The sequence below is a fragment of the Lactiplantibacillus pingfangensis genome, from assembly GCF_005404945.1.
Taxonomy (GTDB): domain Bacteria; phylum Bacillota; class Bacilli; order Lactobacillales; family Lactobacillaceae; genus Lactiplantibacillus; species Lactiplantibacillus pingfangensis.
In genome coordinates this window covers 58567-72077 of record NZ_BJDG01000007.1, presented here as the reverse complement: position 1 = coordinate 72077, position 13511 = coordinate 58567, and the positions used below count along the sequence as shown (strand labels likewise).

General features: G+C 45.2%; 14 protein-coding genes. 11 read left to right on the top strand and 3 right to left on the bottom strand.

The window, feature by feature from the left end; all coding sequences use genetic code 11:
• Positions 1-69 precede the first annotated feature (69 nt).
• From FFM74_RS04685 to FFM74_RS04675, 3 genes are read left to right on the top strand one after another with little or no spacing between them, the layout of a single operon-like run.
• Complete coding sequence (locus tag FFM74_RS04685) at positions 70-861, top strand: Cof-type HAD-IIB family hydrolase (RefSeq protein WP_137625476.1); 792 nt, start codon at positions 70-72, stop codon at positions 859-861.
• A 3-nt stretch (positions 862-864) separates the two neighbouring features.
• Entirely contained in the window at positions 865-2031 is a 1167-nt protein-coding gene (locus FFM74_RS04680; protein WP_137625475.1) for an MFS transporter, read from the top strand.
• Positions 2021-2638 (top strand): sugar O-acetyltransferase, encoded by a 618-nt coding sequence (locus tag FFM74_RS04675; protein WP_137625474.1) that lies wholly within the window; start codon positions 2021-2023, stop codon positions 2636-2638. Before FFM74_RS04680 ends, FFM74_RS04675 begins: the two co-directional genes overlap by 11 nt.
• Before the next feature lie 68 nt (positions 2639-2706).
• Here the strand turns inward: FFM74_RS04675 and FFM74_RS04670 are convergent, their stop codons facing one another.
• From FFM74_RS04670 to FFM74_RS04660, 3 genes are all read right to left on the bottom strand, one after another.
• Positions 2707-4041, bottom strand: a complete 1335-nt coding sequence (locus tag FFM74_RS04670) for a dihydrolipoyl dehydrogenase family protein (RefSeq protein ID WP_137625473.1) — start codon at positions 4039-4041, stop codon at positions 2707-2709.
• A 271-nt stretch (positions 4042-4312) separates the two neighbouring features.
• Complete coding sequence (locus tag FFM74_RS04665) at positions 4313-5281, bottom strand: ABC transporter ATP-binding protein (RefSeq protein ID WP_137625472.1); 969 nt, start codon at positions 5279-5281, stop codon at positions 4313-4315.
• Positions 5282-6808, bottom strand: coding sequence for an ABC transporter permease/substrate-binding protein (locus tag FFM74_RS04660; RefSeq protein ID WP_137625471.1), 1527 nt, complete (start codon positions 6806-6808; stop codon positions 5282-5284). It abuts the gene before it with no gap.
• 229 nt (positions 6809-7037) lie between these two features.
• On the opposite strand from FFM74_RS04660, the gene FFM74_RS13635 reads away from it, so the two are divergent.
• From FFM74_RS13635 to FFM74_RS04625, 8 genes are all read left to right on the top strand, one after another.
• Positions 7038-7190, top strand: a complete 153-nt coding sequence (locus FFM74_RS13635) for a hypothetical protein (RefSeq protein WP_171000654.1) — start codon at positions 7038-7040, stop codon at positions 7188-7190.
• A gap of 183 nt (positions 7191-7373) precedes the next feature.
• Complete coding sequence (locus FFM74_RS13890; protein WP_137625470.1) at positions 7374-7574, top strand: hypothetical protein; 201 nt, start codon at positions 7374-7376, stop codon at positions 7572-7574.
• Between the two features lie 21 nt (positions 7575-7595).
• Positions 7596-9263: a peptide ABC transporter substrate-binding protein gene (locus FFM74_RS04650; protein WP_137625469.1), complete on the top strand. Its 1668-nt coding sequence runs from the start codon at positions 7596-7598 to the stop codon at positions 9261-9263.
• 25 nt (positions 9264-9288) lie between these two features.
• A complete protein-coding gene (locus tag FFM74_RS04645; protein WP_137625468.1) occupies positions 9289-10239 on the top strand; it encodes an ABC transporter permease in 951 nt (316 codons plus the stop codon).
• Positions 10240-10254: 15 nt separating this feature from the next.
• Entirely contained in the window at positions 10255-11169 is a 915-nt protein-coding gene (locus FFM74_RS04640) for an ABC transporter permease (RefSeq protein WP_137625467.1), read from the top strand.
• Positions 11138-11449, top strand: coding sequence for a hypothetical protein (locus FFM74_RS04635; RefSeq protein WP_137625466.1), 312 nt, complete (start codon positions 11138-11140; stop codon positions 11447-11449). The genes FFM74_RS04640 and FFM74_RS04635 overlap by 32 nt, the downstream gene beginning before the upstream one ends.
• A 12-nt stretch (positions 11450-11461) precedes the next feature.
• Positions 11462-12511: an ABC transporter ATP-binding protein gene (locus tag FFM74_RS04630; protein WP_137625465.1), complete on the top strand. Its 1050-nt coding sequence runs from the start codon at positions 11462-11464 to the stop codon at positions 12509-12511.
• On the top strand, positions 12504-13379 hold the full coding sequence (locus tag FFM74_RS04625) for an ATP-binding cassette domain-containing protein (RefSeq protein ID WP_137625464.1): 876 nt from the start codon (positions 12504-12506) through the stop codon (positions 13377-13379). The genes FFM74_RS04630 and FFM74_RS04625 overlap by 8 nt, the downstream gene beginning before the upstream one ends.
• The last annotated feature ends 132 nt before the right edge of the window (positions 13380-13511 follow it).

Genomic DNA, 13511 nt, shown 5'->3' with positions numbered 1-13511 from the left:
ATGTCCCCCGTTAATTGACTGCCATGCTAAACTAACGACATCAATCAAACACAAGGGAGATTTTTTAATATGATTAAATTAATTGCAACTGATATGGATGGCTCATTTTTACGTGACGATATGACTTATGACGAAGCAAAATTCAAGCGGTTACATGCGGCAATGCAACGCTACGGCATCCAATGGGTGGTGGCAAGTGGCAATCAATACTTTCAGCTCAAATCCTTTTTTAAAGCTTATCCCGACACCATCTATGTCGCAGAAAATGGGGCACTGATTCGTGATGAAACTCAGACCTACGCCTTACACGCTTTCAAACCTACCGTTACCACTCAAATTCTGAACATTGTCATGGCAATGCCAGAGCTACAACTGCTCGTTTGTGGTGCGCAGAGTGCTTATGCCTTAACGACCGAAGATCCCGCTCACGTCACTGAAATGCGGCAATATTATCATCATTTAGCCGTCGTCCCGGACTTTGAAACAATTAACGACAACGTTTTAAAATTTGCTATCAGTTGCCCACCAGAAAAAACCATGGCCATCGTTGATGAGCTCCGCGATAAGCTTCAAGGTTTAGGCGAACCGACTAGTAGTGGTCATGGTGACATTGATATTATCCAACCTGGTTTAAATAAAGCCGCGGGACTAAAGGAACTAGGTAATATTTTACACATTGAATTAAGTGAAATGTGTGCCTTCGGTGATGGCGGTAACGATTTAGAAATGCTCCGAGAAGTTGGTCTCGGCGTCGCGATGGCAAACGCGCAACCCGCAGTTACCGCCGTTGCCGACCGGACGACCGATAGTAATGAAGCTCAGGGCGTCCTCAACTTTATGAGCGAGGCATTGGAGGGTTAAGCCATGCAAGCACAGCCTTCTCGGTGGACAACTGTCAGTATTTTGAGCTTATCCACCGTTAGTAGTATTTCAACCGTCATTACAGGGATTATTCCACAGCTTGAACGGCAGTTTCCACAAGTGCCGACGACTGTCATTGAATGGGTCGTCACACTGGCCAATTTAACGGCATTAGTCACCTTGTTGATTAATCCTCAGCTCACGCAACGCTTCGGTATTCGGCGCGTCGTGATTACGGGACTTCTACTCAGTGCAGTTGCCGGTGCTTTCCCGATATTGAGCACTAATTTTACGGTCATTCTCATTAGTCGTGGCATTTTAGGCTTAGGCATTGGGTTATTTTCACCGCATGCCATCAGCTTAATTGCCCACGTCTATCACGGCGATCTGCGTGCGCGTTTACTCGGCTATCAAACTGGCTTGTCCGCCCTCGGCAACGCAGTATTACTGGCGGTCGCCGGTTGGCTAGTCGTCATTAGTTGGCAGGCGGTATTCTGGCTTTACTTGGTTCTGGCAGTCATCGCCTTGCTCGTTTGGCGCTTCGTCCCAGAAACTAACGATGTCATCGCCACGACTAAGACGGGCCACGCTAAGCTTCCCAGTTCACATTGGGGCTTAGCCGGATTGACGTTTATCACTTATTTGCTGATCTGGGGCGTTCAATTAAAATTGCCTAGTCTCTTTGCCAATCGTCATTTTGGTGATGCGAGTGTCTTAAATTGGACGCTCGCATCCATGAATCTCGGTGGCTTAATCGCTGGCATGACATTCGGCCTGTTGCACAAACGGCTTCACCGCTATACCTTAACGTTAGGCTACGCGGGCGCCGCAATTAGTGTGCTTTTACTATTAGTTACGCAAGAAGCGTCAATTGCCATCGGCGCCGCCATCTTTTTCAATTTTATTTACTCATACACCGGCCCTTACTTGGTTTTTACTAGCAATGCCGGCCTCGCGGATGACCAAATCAACACGATGAGTAGTTATCTGACGATTGCCACCATTATCAGTGCCTTCTTTGCCCCATTAGTTTGGAATCTGGTAGGTCACTGGGGACCCGGTGTCTTGACCGATAATGTCCTGTTGTGGATTACGATTGTATTGGCGGTAATTGCGATTGCTACCGTTCTCAAACCAACTATCAAAGGAAGTTTAACCCATGGAAAATAATCAAAAGCTTCACACGGGCGACCTATACTTGCCAAATGATGCCGCCATTGAAGCAAAACAATTTCAATATCTCGATCAATTGTATGATTTCAATCAAACCCGGCCTTCCGAAATGACCAAACGGCAAGTGTTACTCGCAAAAATGTTTGCGGAAATCGGCCCCGATTGCTACATCGAGCCACCATTTCACAGTAACTTTGGCGGCCATCATGTTCATTTTGGGCGTGGCATTTATGCCAATTTTAATTTAACCTTAGTGGATGACACCCATATTTATGTCGGCGACCACACGATGTTCGGCCCCAATGTCACTGTGGCGACGGCTGGGCATCCCATCTTGCCGGAACTCCGCGCCCAAGGTTATCAATACAACGCGCCCGTTCATATTGGGCAAAATTGTTGGCTCGGTGCGGGTGTCATCGTTTTACCGGGAATCACGATTGGTGATAACGTCGTCATTGGCGCGGGCAGTATCGTGACTAAAGATCTACCGGACAACGTGGTTGCGGTAGGTAATCCTTGCCATATCTTACGCCCCGTTAATGACCATGACCGGCAGTATTACTTTAAAGATCGACAGATTGACCCGACATTATTACATGACTAAGCAAAAGGGTAGCACCAGTTATCAACAATTGTTGTTGATAACTGGTGCTACCCTTTTCAAATACGTTGTTAATACAAGTACTGCAAGTCGCTAGCCGGGGTTGGATAGGCCACAACTAACTGCTTCAATTCAGACAAACTAATTTGTTTTTGAATTAAAATGGTCAAATAATTAATCATTTCATCCGCAATATCGCTCAGGCAACTGGCACCTACTAGCAACCCTGTTTGCGCATCAATCACCACTTTAGCTAATGCTTGCGGTGTTTGAAGCCGATAATAAGTAAACCACTTAGTCATATCTAGTGACTGAACCTTATACTTGGCTGGCTGTTTTTCAGCGACGGCGGCAGTCACGCCGACTTCGGCTAATTTTGGTGCGGCATAAACTTCTGTTGGCGTGACCGGATAGCTGATTGCTGCGCCGGTATGTGCTAATTCGCCCACTAAGTAACGGGCTTCATAACCCGCTAATGGCGTTAATTTTGGCACCGGCGTATCACTCACATCCCCAATCGCGTAAATATGCGCGTTGGCCGTCTGTAAATGATCGTTAACTTGAATGCCATGCCGATTATAGCTAACACCCACATTTTCCAAGCCAAGATGATCTGCGTTAGGTAGGCGTCCGGCTGAACAAATCACTAAATCAGTCGTTAAGTTGAAACCATTCTCATCACTTAGTTGCAAGCCGGCATCGGTCTTAGTCAGTTGTTTAAGCTCAACGTTCAAGTCAAACGTAATCCCTTGCGCTCTTAAATTGGTCATCAAGGCATCAACTAAGTCAGCATCAAACGCTTTTAGTGGTCGGTCATTATGGTGGATGAGATGAACTTCGGCTCCGGCAGCGCGTGCAATCGTCGCCAATTCAAAGCCGACGTAACCGCCACCCACAAAGGTCACCCGTTTAGGCATGGTTGCTAAATCTAAGAAGTCAGTACTGGTTTGGAAATACTCGTGACCCGTAATTGGCAAAATTGCGGGCCGTTGCCCAGTTGCAATCACCACATCGGTCCCGTTAACTTCAGTGCCATCAACCGTCAATTGACCGTCAGCACGGAAATACGCTTCGCCGTGCAGCGTCTCAATCTGTTGCGATTGTAAGCCGCCCAAAGTGCCATCATTAATGCCATCGGTATACCCATGTTTAGTCGTCATCAATGCCGGCCAATCAATCGTTGGTACGCCCGATAAACCATGCGCTTGTAAATTGCTGGCAGCGTGTTGGGCTTCCACCGCACTCAACAAAATCTTTTTCGGATCACAACCACGATTTGGACAAGTGCCACCCCATAAATCTGATTCAACAATGAGCACTGATTTACCTTGGGATTTCAACCCACTCGCCATGGCAGTCCCCGCGGGGCCACCACCAATGACGACGACATCATATTGTTTTGCCATGATTTTGCTTCCTCCAATTTTTTTGTTAGTTGTGCTGGTTAGTGTGACGATTTTTAGCTTGCTAGTTGCCCTGATGCGCACGTTATCTTGATAGCCGAAACGCGTTCGGTCAAGCTGGTGACTCCGGTTGCTACTGCGCGCCTTAGCTCGATAGTCGAAACGCGTTCGATGAGCCTGCCTCCTCCGCTTGCTACGCCAAGTGACCACTGCCAAAACCGCAGTAATCACTTGGCTAGGCAATGCTCAGAAGCAACCCGGCTCATCTCACGCTCTAATCATTTTCATGTTCACTCAAATAAGCCATCACTGTCTGCCGATCCAAATAGCCTTGCACCACTTTATCATCCGTAATGGCTAAATAATCGTGATTTGTTAAGGCTTCAAAACTTGTCCGTAAAGTGGCCTGAGCATCTAACCTTTGAATTCGACCATCGGCTACTGCTGGTTTCTGCTTTAAATAACCTTGAACTAAGCCAACCCGACCAATATAAATATCGTAAACATTTTTGGCTCGACTGGCGCCGAAAAAGTCCCGCACAAAATCATTGATTGGATGCTGCGCAATCGCTGTCGGGGTATCACATTGCAATAATTGACCATGCCGCATCACGCCGATCCGGTCGCCCAATTTCAAGGCTTCGCTCATGTCATGAGTAACAAAGACAATCGTATTGTCATAGCGTTGATGCAAGGTTAACACTAGGTCTTGTAATTGTTGCCGCGACAACGGATCCAGCGCACTAAACGGTTCATCCATCAAAACAATTGACGGCTTCGACGCGATTGCGCGTAAGATCCCAATTCGCTGTTGTTCCCCGCCTGACAATTCATCTGGCATGCGATTACGATAGACTTCGGGGTCCAGCCCAACTTCATCTAACAGTTCATCAATCGTCTGGTTAATTTCTTTTTTCGGCGTTCCCTTCATTTCTGGAATGACCGCAATATTTTGCGCCACCGTCATGGTTGGAAATAACGCAATTTGTTGAAGCACATAGCCCATATCCCAACGCAAGTCACGAACTGGGACCGTCGTCGCATCTTGGTCGTTGACTCGAATTTCACCTGAAGTCAATGGCTCCAAACGGTTGATCATCTTCAATGAAGTGGTTTTCCCGCTCCCGGAAGTGCCCACTAAGACAAACAGCTCACCTTGCTGCACGGTTAAATTCAAGTCGGGAATGACGTTGTTGCCGTTGAAATCTTTCTTGACGTGTTTAAATTCAATTGCTGCCGTCATTTAATTACTCCCTTCCAATAAACCATGCTTGATCAAGTAATTCCGGGCAACCGTGGCTGCCGATTCATTTTTAACGTTAACTTCGTAATTCATTTCTTGCATATCGGTTTCAGAAATCTTGCCAGCAAGTTTATTCAACGCTTTAACGACCTTCGGGTGCTTATTGGCAAAACTCGTGCTCATTAATGGCGCGCCTTGGTAGGTCGGGAAGAAATGTTTATCATCTTTCAAAATTGCCAAATTGTACTGCCGCAATTCACTGTCCGTTGAATAAGCGTCGACTAAATTAATGCGGCCTTGGCTAATCGCCTGATAACGCAACGCTGGTTCCATTGATTGCGCCGTGACATCTAAGTTGTACGCTTTCTTCAAGCCTTTCAAGCCATCATCACGATCAATAAATTCCAAGGTCATCCCAGGTTTCAATAACGATTCAACTTGGGTTAAATCACTAATGGTTGAGAGTTGATGGTCCTTTTTGAACTTCTTAGTCACCGCCAACGCATAAGTATTGTTATACGCCATCGGCTTTAGCAGTGAGAGTTGGTCCTGTTTGGCCAGCCGTTGCTTGGCGAGTTGATAAGTTTCGTTAGCAGTCATACTTTTAGGATTGTTGCCCTTAACTAAGGTCTCTAAAACAGACCCAGTAAATTCTGGATAAATATCAATTTGATTATGCTTTAAAGCACTGAATAAAAAGGTCGTTTTCCCAAAATTAGGCTTTAACGCGACTTTCACATGGGTGTCATTCGCTTCAATCAAGTCTTTATACATATTGATTAGAATTTCTGGCTCTGAACCGAGCTTACCGGCAATCGTAATCGTTTCGGTTCGATTGGCATAGACGCTATACGCGCCCCCACCACCGAGTAACGCCACAATCACGGCAAACACCGTCAACGCTTGTTTGGGCTTCGCCGTTTGGAACCACCGCACTAAGGCTGAAAGGACAATCGCCAATAAGGCCGATGAGATCGCCCCAATAAGTAGCAATGACGTATCATTACGATCAATCCCTAGCATGATGAAGGTCCCCAGGCCACCGGCGCCAATTAGAGCCGCCAACGTCGCCGTCCCAATGATTAGGACTAGCGCCGTTCGAATCCCAGAGATGATTTGCGGTAGCGCAATCGGGATTTCCACTTTAAGCAGCTTCCGCATCCGCGACATCCCGAAAGCATCCGCCGCTTCTTCAATCGACTCATCAATTTCTGAAATTCCTAAATACGTATTTTGAAAAATCGGTAATAAGGCGTAAATCACTAACGCTATCACCGCGGGCACGGTCCCAATCCCGACTAGCGGAATTAACAACCCCAAAAGTGCCAGCGACGGGATTGTTTGCAGCACGCTCGTCAACTGCAATAATCCTTCGGCCATCTTAGGCCGGCGCACCGCCCAAATTGCCAACGGAATTGCAATAATCATTGCAATCACAAGTGCCGCAATTGAAATACCCAAATGTTGCCATAACGCGGTTAGTAAATCCCCACGACGTTCCATAAACGTTTGAATCAAGGTCTGCATAATTGCCTCCCACGTACTTTCCTTAATGTTTTTAATCGTAGCATAACCAGTTCTAAAACCGCAGTAAAACGCCCCGACAATTTCGTCTTGGTGTAACTAAAAAAGTTTCATGTAAGTGTCTGAAATTTCATTTAACTCGCCTGATATACACTACTTTAAAGGATCAAATCAGAACTTTCTCATCTAAGTTCATCTAGTGCTGCCACTTGTCCACATCACAAAACGTACTGTGACTAATTCAGGCATGACTAGTGTCATCAAAAATCACATGATTGGTATTGATTTAACTAAGTACCTTTACAATCAAGAAGTCTTCACCATGACTCAAGTTTTTCAAACTGTTCCAACAATATTGACAACCATCATGGCTTTGACACTTTAGCCCAACCACTTTATCACATTTATTTTTAATTAAACTATCATTGACATTTAATCAGTTTAAACATATACTAATTTTCAATAAGACAGTGATGAAAAGATAAGTAAATGTCGAAACGTTTCCAGCGAGTCGGAGTGGGTGTAAGCCGATAACGGGTAAACATTGAAAATGGTCTTGGAGCTGATGATGAGCGAGCTGAAAAAGTTAGCCATCACGGGTGCGCCCGATATTGCGTACGAGTATCGTTTAATGGTACTTATTGAGCGTTCAATCGCAAAATTGAACGGAATTCGTGGTGGTAACACGGCTTTAGTCGTCCCCGAGAATCTACAATTGGTAGATTCCCGGGGACTTTTTTTGTCACAATCGTCTTATACTTATGTCTAATTTATTTGGAGGTTCGGATCTATGGGAAAACATTTAGGATTGGTAGCTGGTGTTGCGGTGGTTGGTTTAACCACGCTCCTCGCTGGTTGCGGAAATAATAGTACTTCAACGACTAACAAAACATTGAATCTGGTACAAGCTAGTGATCCAACCACGGTTGATGTTAATGATGTGCGAAATGCCAACGAATTTAATGTCTTGAACGCTACTCAAGAAGGGCTCTTCCGGGTCACTTCCAAGAATGGCAAGGATAGTCTCAAACTGGCACAAGCTAAGTCTTACACCATTTCAAAAGATGGCAAGACCTATACTTTCAAGTTACGGCACACAAAATGGTCGGATGGCAAAGCGGTTACCGCCCAACAATTTGTGGATTCAATCATCCGCGAATTAACGCCGAAAAATGGCTTTGCATATGCCTCGATGGCCTATGACATCCAAGGGGCAGAAGCCTTTAATACGGGGAAAGGTACTGCCAATCAAGTTGGCGCAAAGGCACTTGATCAACATACACTACAGATCACCTTAACCAATAAAACGCCCTATTTTTTGAAGAAACTTTCTTCGGTCGTCTTTTATCCAGTTCGTCTTGATAAGATCAATAAAGTTGGCACGAAGAAGTGGAAAACCGATTGGCAGGATCAAGTGTATAACGGGGCCTACAAGATGACCTCTTGGAAAACCAATGGCAAGATTGTTTTGAAAAAGAATTCTAAATTCTGGAATGCAAAAAAAGTCAACTTAACCAAGGTCAATATCACGACCACTGCTAAAGATTCAACCATGGTTTCGCTCCTCCAATCCGGTCAACTAGATGCCGTCTTAACTTCTGGCGCCAATGCTTCAGATTTCAACAAGCTCGCTTCTAGTAACAAGATTACAAAACGAACCCAAGCCGGCGGCAGCACGAGCTTCATTGTTTTCAATCAACACACTGGTGGGACTTCCAAACTACTTAAAAACACCAAGATTCGTGAAGCTTTATCGCTCGCAATCAATCGAAATGCTTACAATAAAGCCATCAATGGTGGACAAGGGCAAGCCGTTTACAGCTTCGTGCCTAACAGTATTGATGTCAACACGACTAACTACCATGACTACGCCGGCAATGTTTTAACCTCAGCTTTAAAACAATATAACAGCTCGGCCAAGCTTCAAGCACTATTCAAAGCCGGTCTGAAAGAAACCGGTCAATCAACTGATCTTAGTAAAGTCACGCTAAACTACTTAACAACGTCTGGCGATGATACTGGAACTTTCTTGAAACAACAGTACAAATCTAAATTAGGAATTAATGTCAAAATCACCACCGCTCCCGATGATGCCTCCTTTATTGCCGACCGAAATGCTAATAAATATGATTTATTAGCCAATGCTTGGAATGGCGATTACGATGACCCTTCCACCTTCTTGAATTTGTGGGTTTCAACCGGCGGCTTCCAAAAGTTTTTCGGCGGTTATGATAGTACTGAATATGACAAACTTTACGGCACTTTGGCCGACACTGCCGACACCCAAAAGCGGCTCAAAATCTATAGTCAACTTGAAAAGTTAGTCGTTGCGAAAGACTTTGGGGTGGCCCCAGTTTCCGGCGCAAAGAACCAAATCTATACCAATAAAAATCTCAAAAACTTCCAAACGCCAGTCTTTGGTCCCGATTACGATTACGTCTATGCCAACAAAAAATAGTTTTTAGAAAGTGGGCGGTGCGCTAATGCTCAAAGTAATTCTACGGCGACTCGTTGCGTTGATTATCAGTTTGTTTTTAATCGCTAGTGCGACCTTTTTCCTATTAGCAGCCGTGCCTGGTGATGCTCTTTCAGCACAAACCGATAAACTACCCACAGCGGCCCGCAAACAAGTCTATCGAAACACAGGTTTAGATAAACCCGTGTTACAACGTTATGAAATCACGATGACAAATATGCTTCATGGTGACTTTGGAACTTCTATTGCCGACCCGGGTATGACGATGCATACCGTGCTCAAAGAAAAATTACCACTATCCGCACGTCTAGGGTTACAGCAGGTACTCTTTGGTATTCCCTTGGGACTCCTATTAGGTACTTTAGCAGCGGTTTATAAAAACACTTGGCTTGATCGCTCAGTAACAATTGTGTCCTTACTACTCATGTCCGTACCGAGCCTGATCCTTGCGTTGCTACTTCAAAGTTACTTTGGCGGTACATTAGGCTGGTTTCCAATCATTGGCTGGCCGGAGGGGTCCAATTTATGGCTAGGTGGCTGGTCATATACGGTCCTACCAACTTTAGCTGGCGGTCTCGGCTACATTGCCCGTTACGCGCGTTTATTAAAAAATTCCATGTTAGACGTCCTTAGTAGCGATTACGTTCTCACGGCCAAAACAAAAGGTCTGACTGGACGCCGCGTCGTCATGAATCACGTGGTACGTAATGCGGCCATTCCAATCATTACCTCGTTGCCTGTGACGGTTGCCTTTAGTATCACTGGTTCAGTGTTTGTTGAGAGTATCTTTGTGATTCCAGGTATTGGTCAATATTTTGTTCAAGCTTTGACCAATCGTGACGTCCCCATCATCATGGGCGAGACCGTTCTACTGGCTGCCTTATATATTGTTACTTTATTTATTACCGACTTACTCTATATGGCTGTCGATCCACGAATCAAGTTATACCAAAATTGATAGGAGGTTAATTCTATGGATTCTAAATTCAACTTTGTCTCAACGTCATCTGCCACAGACACCGCTGAGCAGCCGACCACCCCGGTTAGCATTGGATTTTGGCAATCCGCGGGGCACAAATTTAGCCATGACCGGCTCTCAATGACTTGTGCCACCATCCTAATTATTTTAGTTTTAGTGGCTATTTTTGGGCCCATGCTCAGTCCTCTGAACCCCAATCAGCTCCACGTCAATCAACAAAATCTGGCTCCTAGTCAAACTTACTGGTTTGGAACTGATCACTTAGGTCGCGACCTGTTTACTCGCGTTTGTCTAGGTGTACGAATTTCATTAATTGTGGCGCTCGTGGCCACCTTACTCTCAATGGTCTTCGGTACTATTTATGGCATGTTGATGTCCTACTTTGGTGGCTGGGTCGACAGTTGCTTAATGCGCCTAATTGAAATCTTTAACTCTTTGCCGAGTCTACTCGTCACCATGATTATTATGACCGTGCTAGGCAATGGCATTGGCACCATGCTATTTGCACTTGCAATCACAAGTTGGGCAGGCGCCGCACGTCAGGCTCGTGGCTTAGTCTTACAACTACGGGATACCGACTACGTCACCGCCGCAATTATGTTAAACACCCCTTTATGGAAAATCATGTTGCGCCATTTTGTTCCAAACATGATGAGCATTTTAATTTTGGATATTGGTCAAAGCATCCCCGCAAATATTTTTGCAGAGGCGAGTTTAAGCTTTCTGGGTCTTGGCATTCAAGCGCCAAATACAAGCTTGGGTATTCTGATTTCGGAAGGTCAAAATCAGATGTTACAGCATGCTTCGCAACTTTATATTCCGATTCTCGTGCTGGTCGTAATTGTACTAGCTTTCAACATTGTAGGAGATGGTTTACGTGACGCACTCGATCCAAAGTTTAAAGCTTAAAATCGGGCTGGTTGTTGGCGGCTGCCTCGCCCTTCTCAGCGTTAACAGTCATGTTCAGGCTCTGCCACTCGCAGTTGGCTGGACGTTTCATGAATTGGCCTGGGGTCTCGTCGCAGTAGCGTGCCTCAACCTCGCCTTTCAATTGCTGCTAGCTCCTAAACACGCTCATACTGGGCCAATGCAGTGGCTTTCGACTCACATTCCAGCAACTAAAGTTAGCTTAGCCATGCTGGCGATTGGCCTCATAGTTGGCACACTAATTGATCACTGGCTATCCTAAGGAGTTTTGCAAATGTCTGATATTATTAAAATTAAAAATTTACAAGTAACTTTTCCAGACGAAGCCGGACCAATCTATGCTGTGCGAGGCGTCAACTTGAACCTCAAACATGGCGAAACACTCGCCCTAGTTGGTGAATCCGGCTCTGGCAAATCGGTGACGACCCACGCTTTATTAGGAATTTTACCGAAAGACGCTGAGGTTACCGCTGATCAACTACAATTTGAGCATCAAGATCTGCAATCATTATCTGAAAAAGACTTAACCTTAATTCGTGGGTCACAACTCGCGCTGGTATTTCAAGATCCTTTAAGTGCGCTAAATCCAACAATGCGTGTTGGCAAACAAATCGGTGAAGTTCTCAAATATCATGAACATTTACATGGTAAAAAATTAATTGCCGCCGTCAACGCCGAAATCAAAGCGGTCGATTTAGACAATCCAGCATTAATTGCCAGCAAGTTTCCGCATGAGCTTTCGGGCGGTCAACGCCAACGTGTCATGATTGCAATGGCTTTGATTGGTCAGCCAAAAGTTCTGATTGCCGACGAACCGACTACCGCGCTAGATGTCACTTTGCAAGCTCAAATTCTTGACTTAATCCAAGCACAGAAGCAAAAACATGATTTATCTGTCATTTTTATTACACATGATCTAGGCATCGTGGCCAATATCGCGGATCGGGTGGCCATTATGTACGCTGGTGAAATTGTCGAAGTTGGCACCGCTAACGAAATTTTTTATTATCCACAACATCCTTATACTTGGGGATTATTAGATTCCGTGCCCGATACCGATGATGACCAAGAACAATTATTCACCTTACCAGGGACGCCACCGGATCTTCATCAAAAAAGCAAGGGTGATCCCTTCGCCAACCGAAATCCATATGCACTAACAATTGACTTTGAAGCTACACCACCAGTCACACAATTAAGTGCAACCCATTTTGTCAAATCTTGGCTACTAGATCCACGAACTCCAGCTTACGAGCCACCAGTTAGCATTCAAAAGCGCTGGCAAACTTATCGAGCACTAGCAAAAGAGGGCACGCATGACTAAAAATCTATTTGAGATTAAAAATTTAAGTGTTCATTTTCATAAGAATCATCACTTAATCAAAGCGGTCGACCAAGTCAGCTTTGCCATTCCAGCTGGGACAACCGTTGGGATTGTTGGCGAATCTGGCAGCGGTAAAACCACGACTGGCCGAGCCATCGCTAAGATTGGGCCAATCACTAGCGGTGAAATTCTCTTTAATGGGCAATCACTGAGCAGTTTTACGAGACAGCAAACTTACCAGTTTCGCCGGCAAGTTCAAATGGTCTTTCAAGATCCCTTTGCCGCACTAAACCCACGACAAAAAGTAGGAACGACTATTGGGGAAGGCTTGGAAAACTTTCACCTGGGAGCCAATCGACATGCCCGCGAGACCAAAATTATTGACCTGCTCGCTGAAGTCGGCCTACCCAGTGACGCCATTAATCGTTTTCCCCACGAATTTTCCGGTGGGCAGCGCCAACGAATTGGTATCGCACGGGCACTCGCAGTCGCCCCTAAATTTCTCGTCTTAGACGAACCAATTTCAGCGCTTGATGTTTCTATTCAAGCCCAAATTGTTAACCTTTTGCATAACATTCAGCAACAACAACAGCTGACCTACATGTTTATCGCGCATGATCTTTCAATGGTCCATCACATTAGTGACAGTATCGTTGTCATGTATCATGGCAAAATTGTGGAAACGGGACCGACACAACTGGTCTATCATCATCCTTTGCATCCTTACACGAAGGCGCTCTTATCAGCTGTACCACACGCCGACCCTATCTATGAGCAACACAAGCGAATCATTAATTTTGATTCAACAACTGCCGTAACGAGTGGCCACTTGGTTGAAAAGGAAGCACAACATTTTGTGCTTGCCTAAAAAGGGCGAAACAACAGATAAGCTTTTTGCACGTTTCGACTAAAGATAAAAGTCCCAGACCGACTTGTAAGATTAGGCGACCAATCTTACCAACACTGCACAACGATCTTGACCGTCTCCACTAAGCCTAAT

Bases quoted from the DNA above. Each gene is read 5' to 3' on its own strand.
- FFM74_RS04685 (WP_137625476.1), top strand. From the start codon at position 70: ATGATTAAATTAATTGCAACTGATATGGATGGCTCATTTTTACGTGAC.
- FFM74_RS04680 (WP_137625475.1), top strand. From the start codon at position 865: ATGCAAGCACAGCCTTCTCGGTGGACAACTGTCAGTATTTTGAGCTTA.
- FFM74_RS04675 (WP_137625474.1), top strand. From the start codon at position 2,021: ATGGAAAATAATCAAAAGCTTCACACGGGCGACCTATACTTGCCAAAT.
- FFM74_RS04670 (WP_137625473.1), bottom strand. From the start codon at position 4,041: ATGGCAAAACAATATGATGTCGTCGTCATTGGTGGTGGCCCCGCGGGG.
- FFM74_RS04665 (WP_137625472.1), bottom strand. From the start codon at position 5,281: ATGACGGCAGCAATTGAATTTAAACACGTCAAGAAAGATTTCAACGGC.
- FFM74_RS04660 (WP_137625471.1), bottom strand. From the start codon at position 6,808: ATGCAGACCTTGATTCAAACGTTTATGGAACGTCGTGGGGATTTACTA.
- FFM74_RS13890 (WP_137625470.1), top strand. From the start codon at position 7,374: ATGAGCGAGCTGAAAAAGTTAGCCATCACGGGTGCGCCCGATATTGCG.
- FFM74_RS04650 (WP_137625469.1), top strand. From the start codon at position 7,596: ATGGGAAAACATTTAGGATTGGTAGCTGGTGTTGCGGTGGTTGGTTTA.
- FFM74_RS04645 (WP_137625468.1), top strand. From the start codon at position 9,289: ATGCTCAAAGTAATTCTACGGCGACTCGTTGCGTTGATTATCAGTTTG.
- FFM74_RS04640 (WP_137625467.1), top strand. From the start codon at position 10,255: ATGGATTCTAAATTCAACTTTGTCTCAACGTCATCTGCCACAGACACC.
- FFM74_RS04630 (WP_137625465.1), top strand. From the start codon at position 11,462: ATGTCTGATATTATTAAAATTAAAAATTTACAAGTAACTTTTCCAGAC.
- FFM74_RS04625 (WP_137625464.1), top strand. From the start codon at position 12,504: ATGACTAAAAATCTATTTGAGATTAAAAATTTAAGTGTTCATTTTCAT.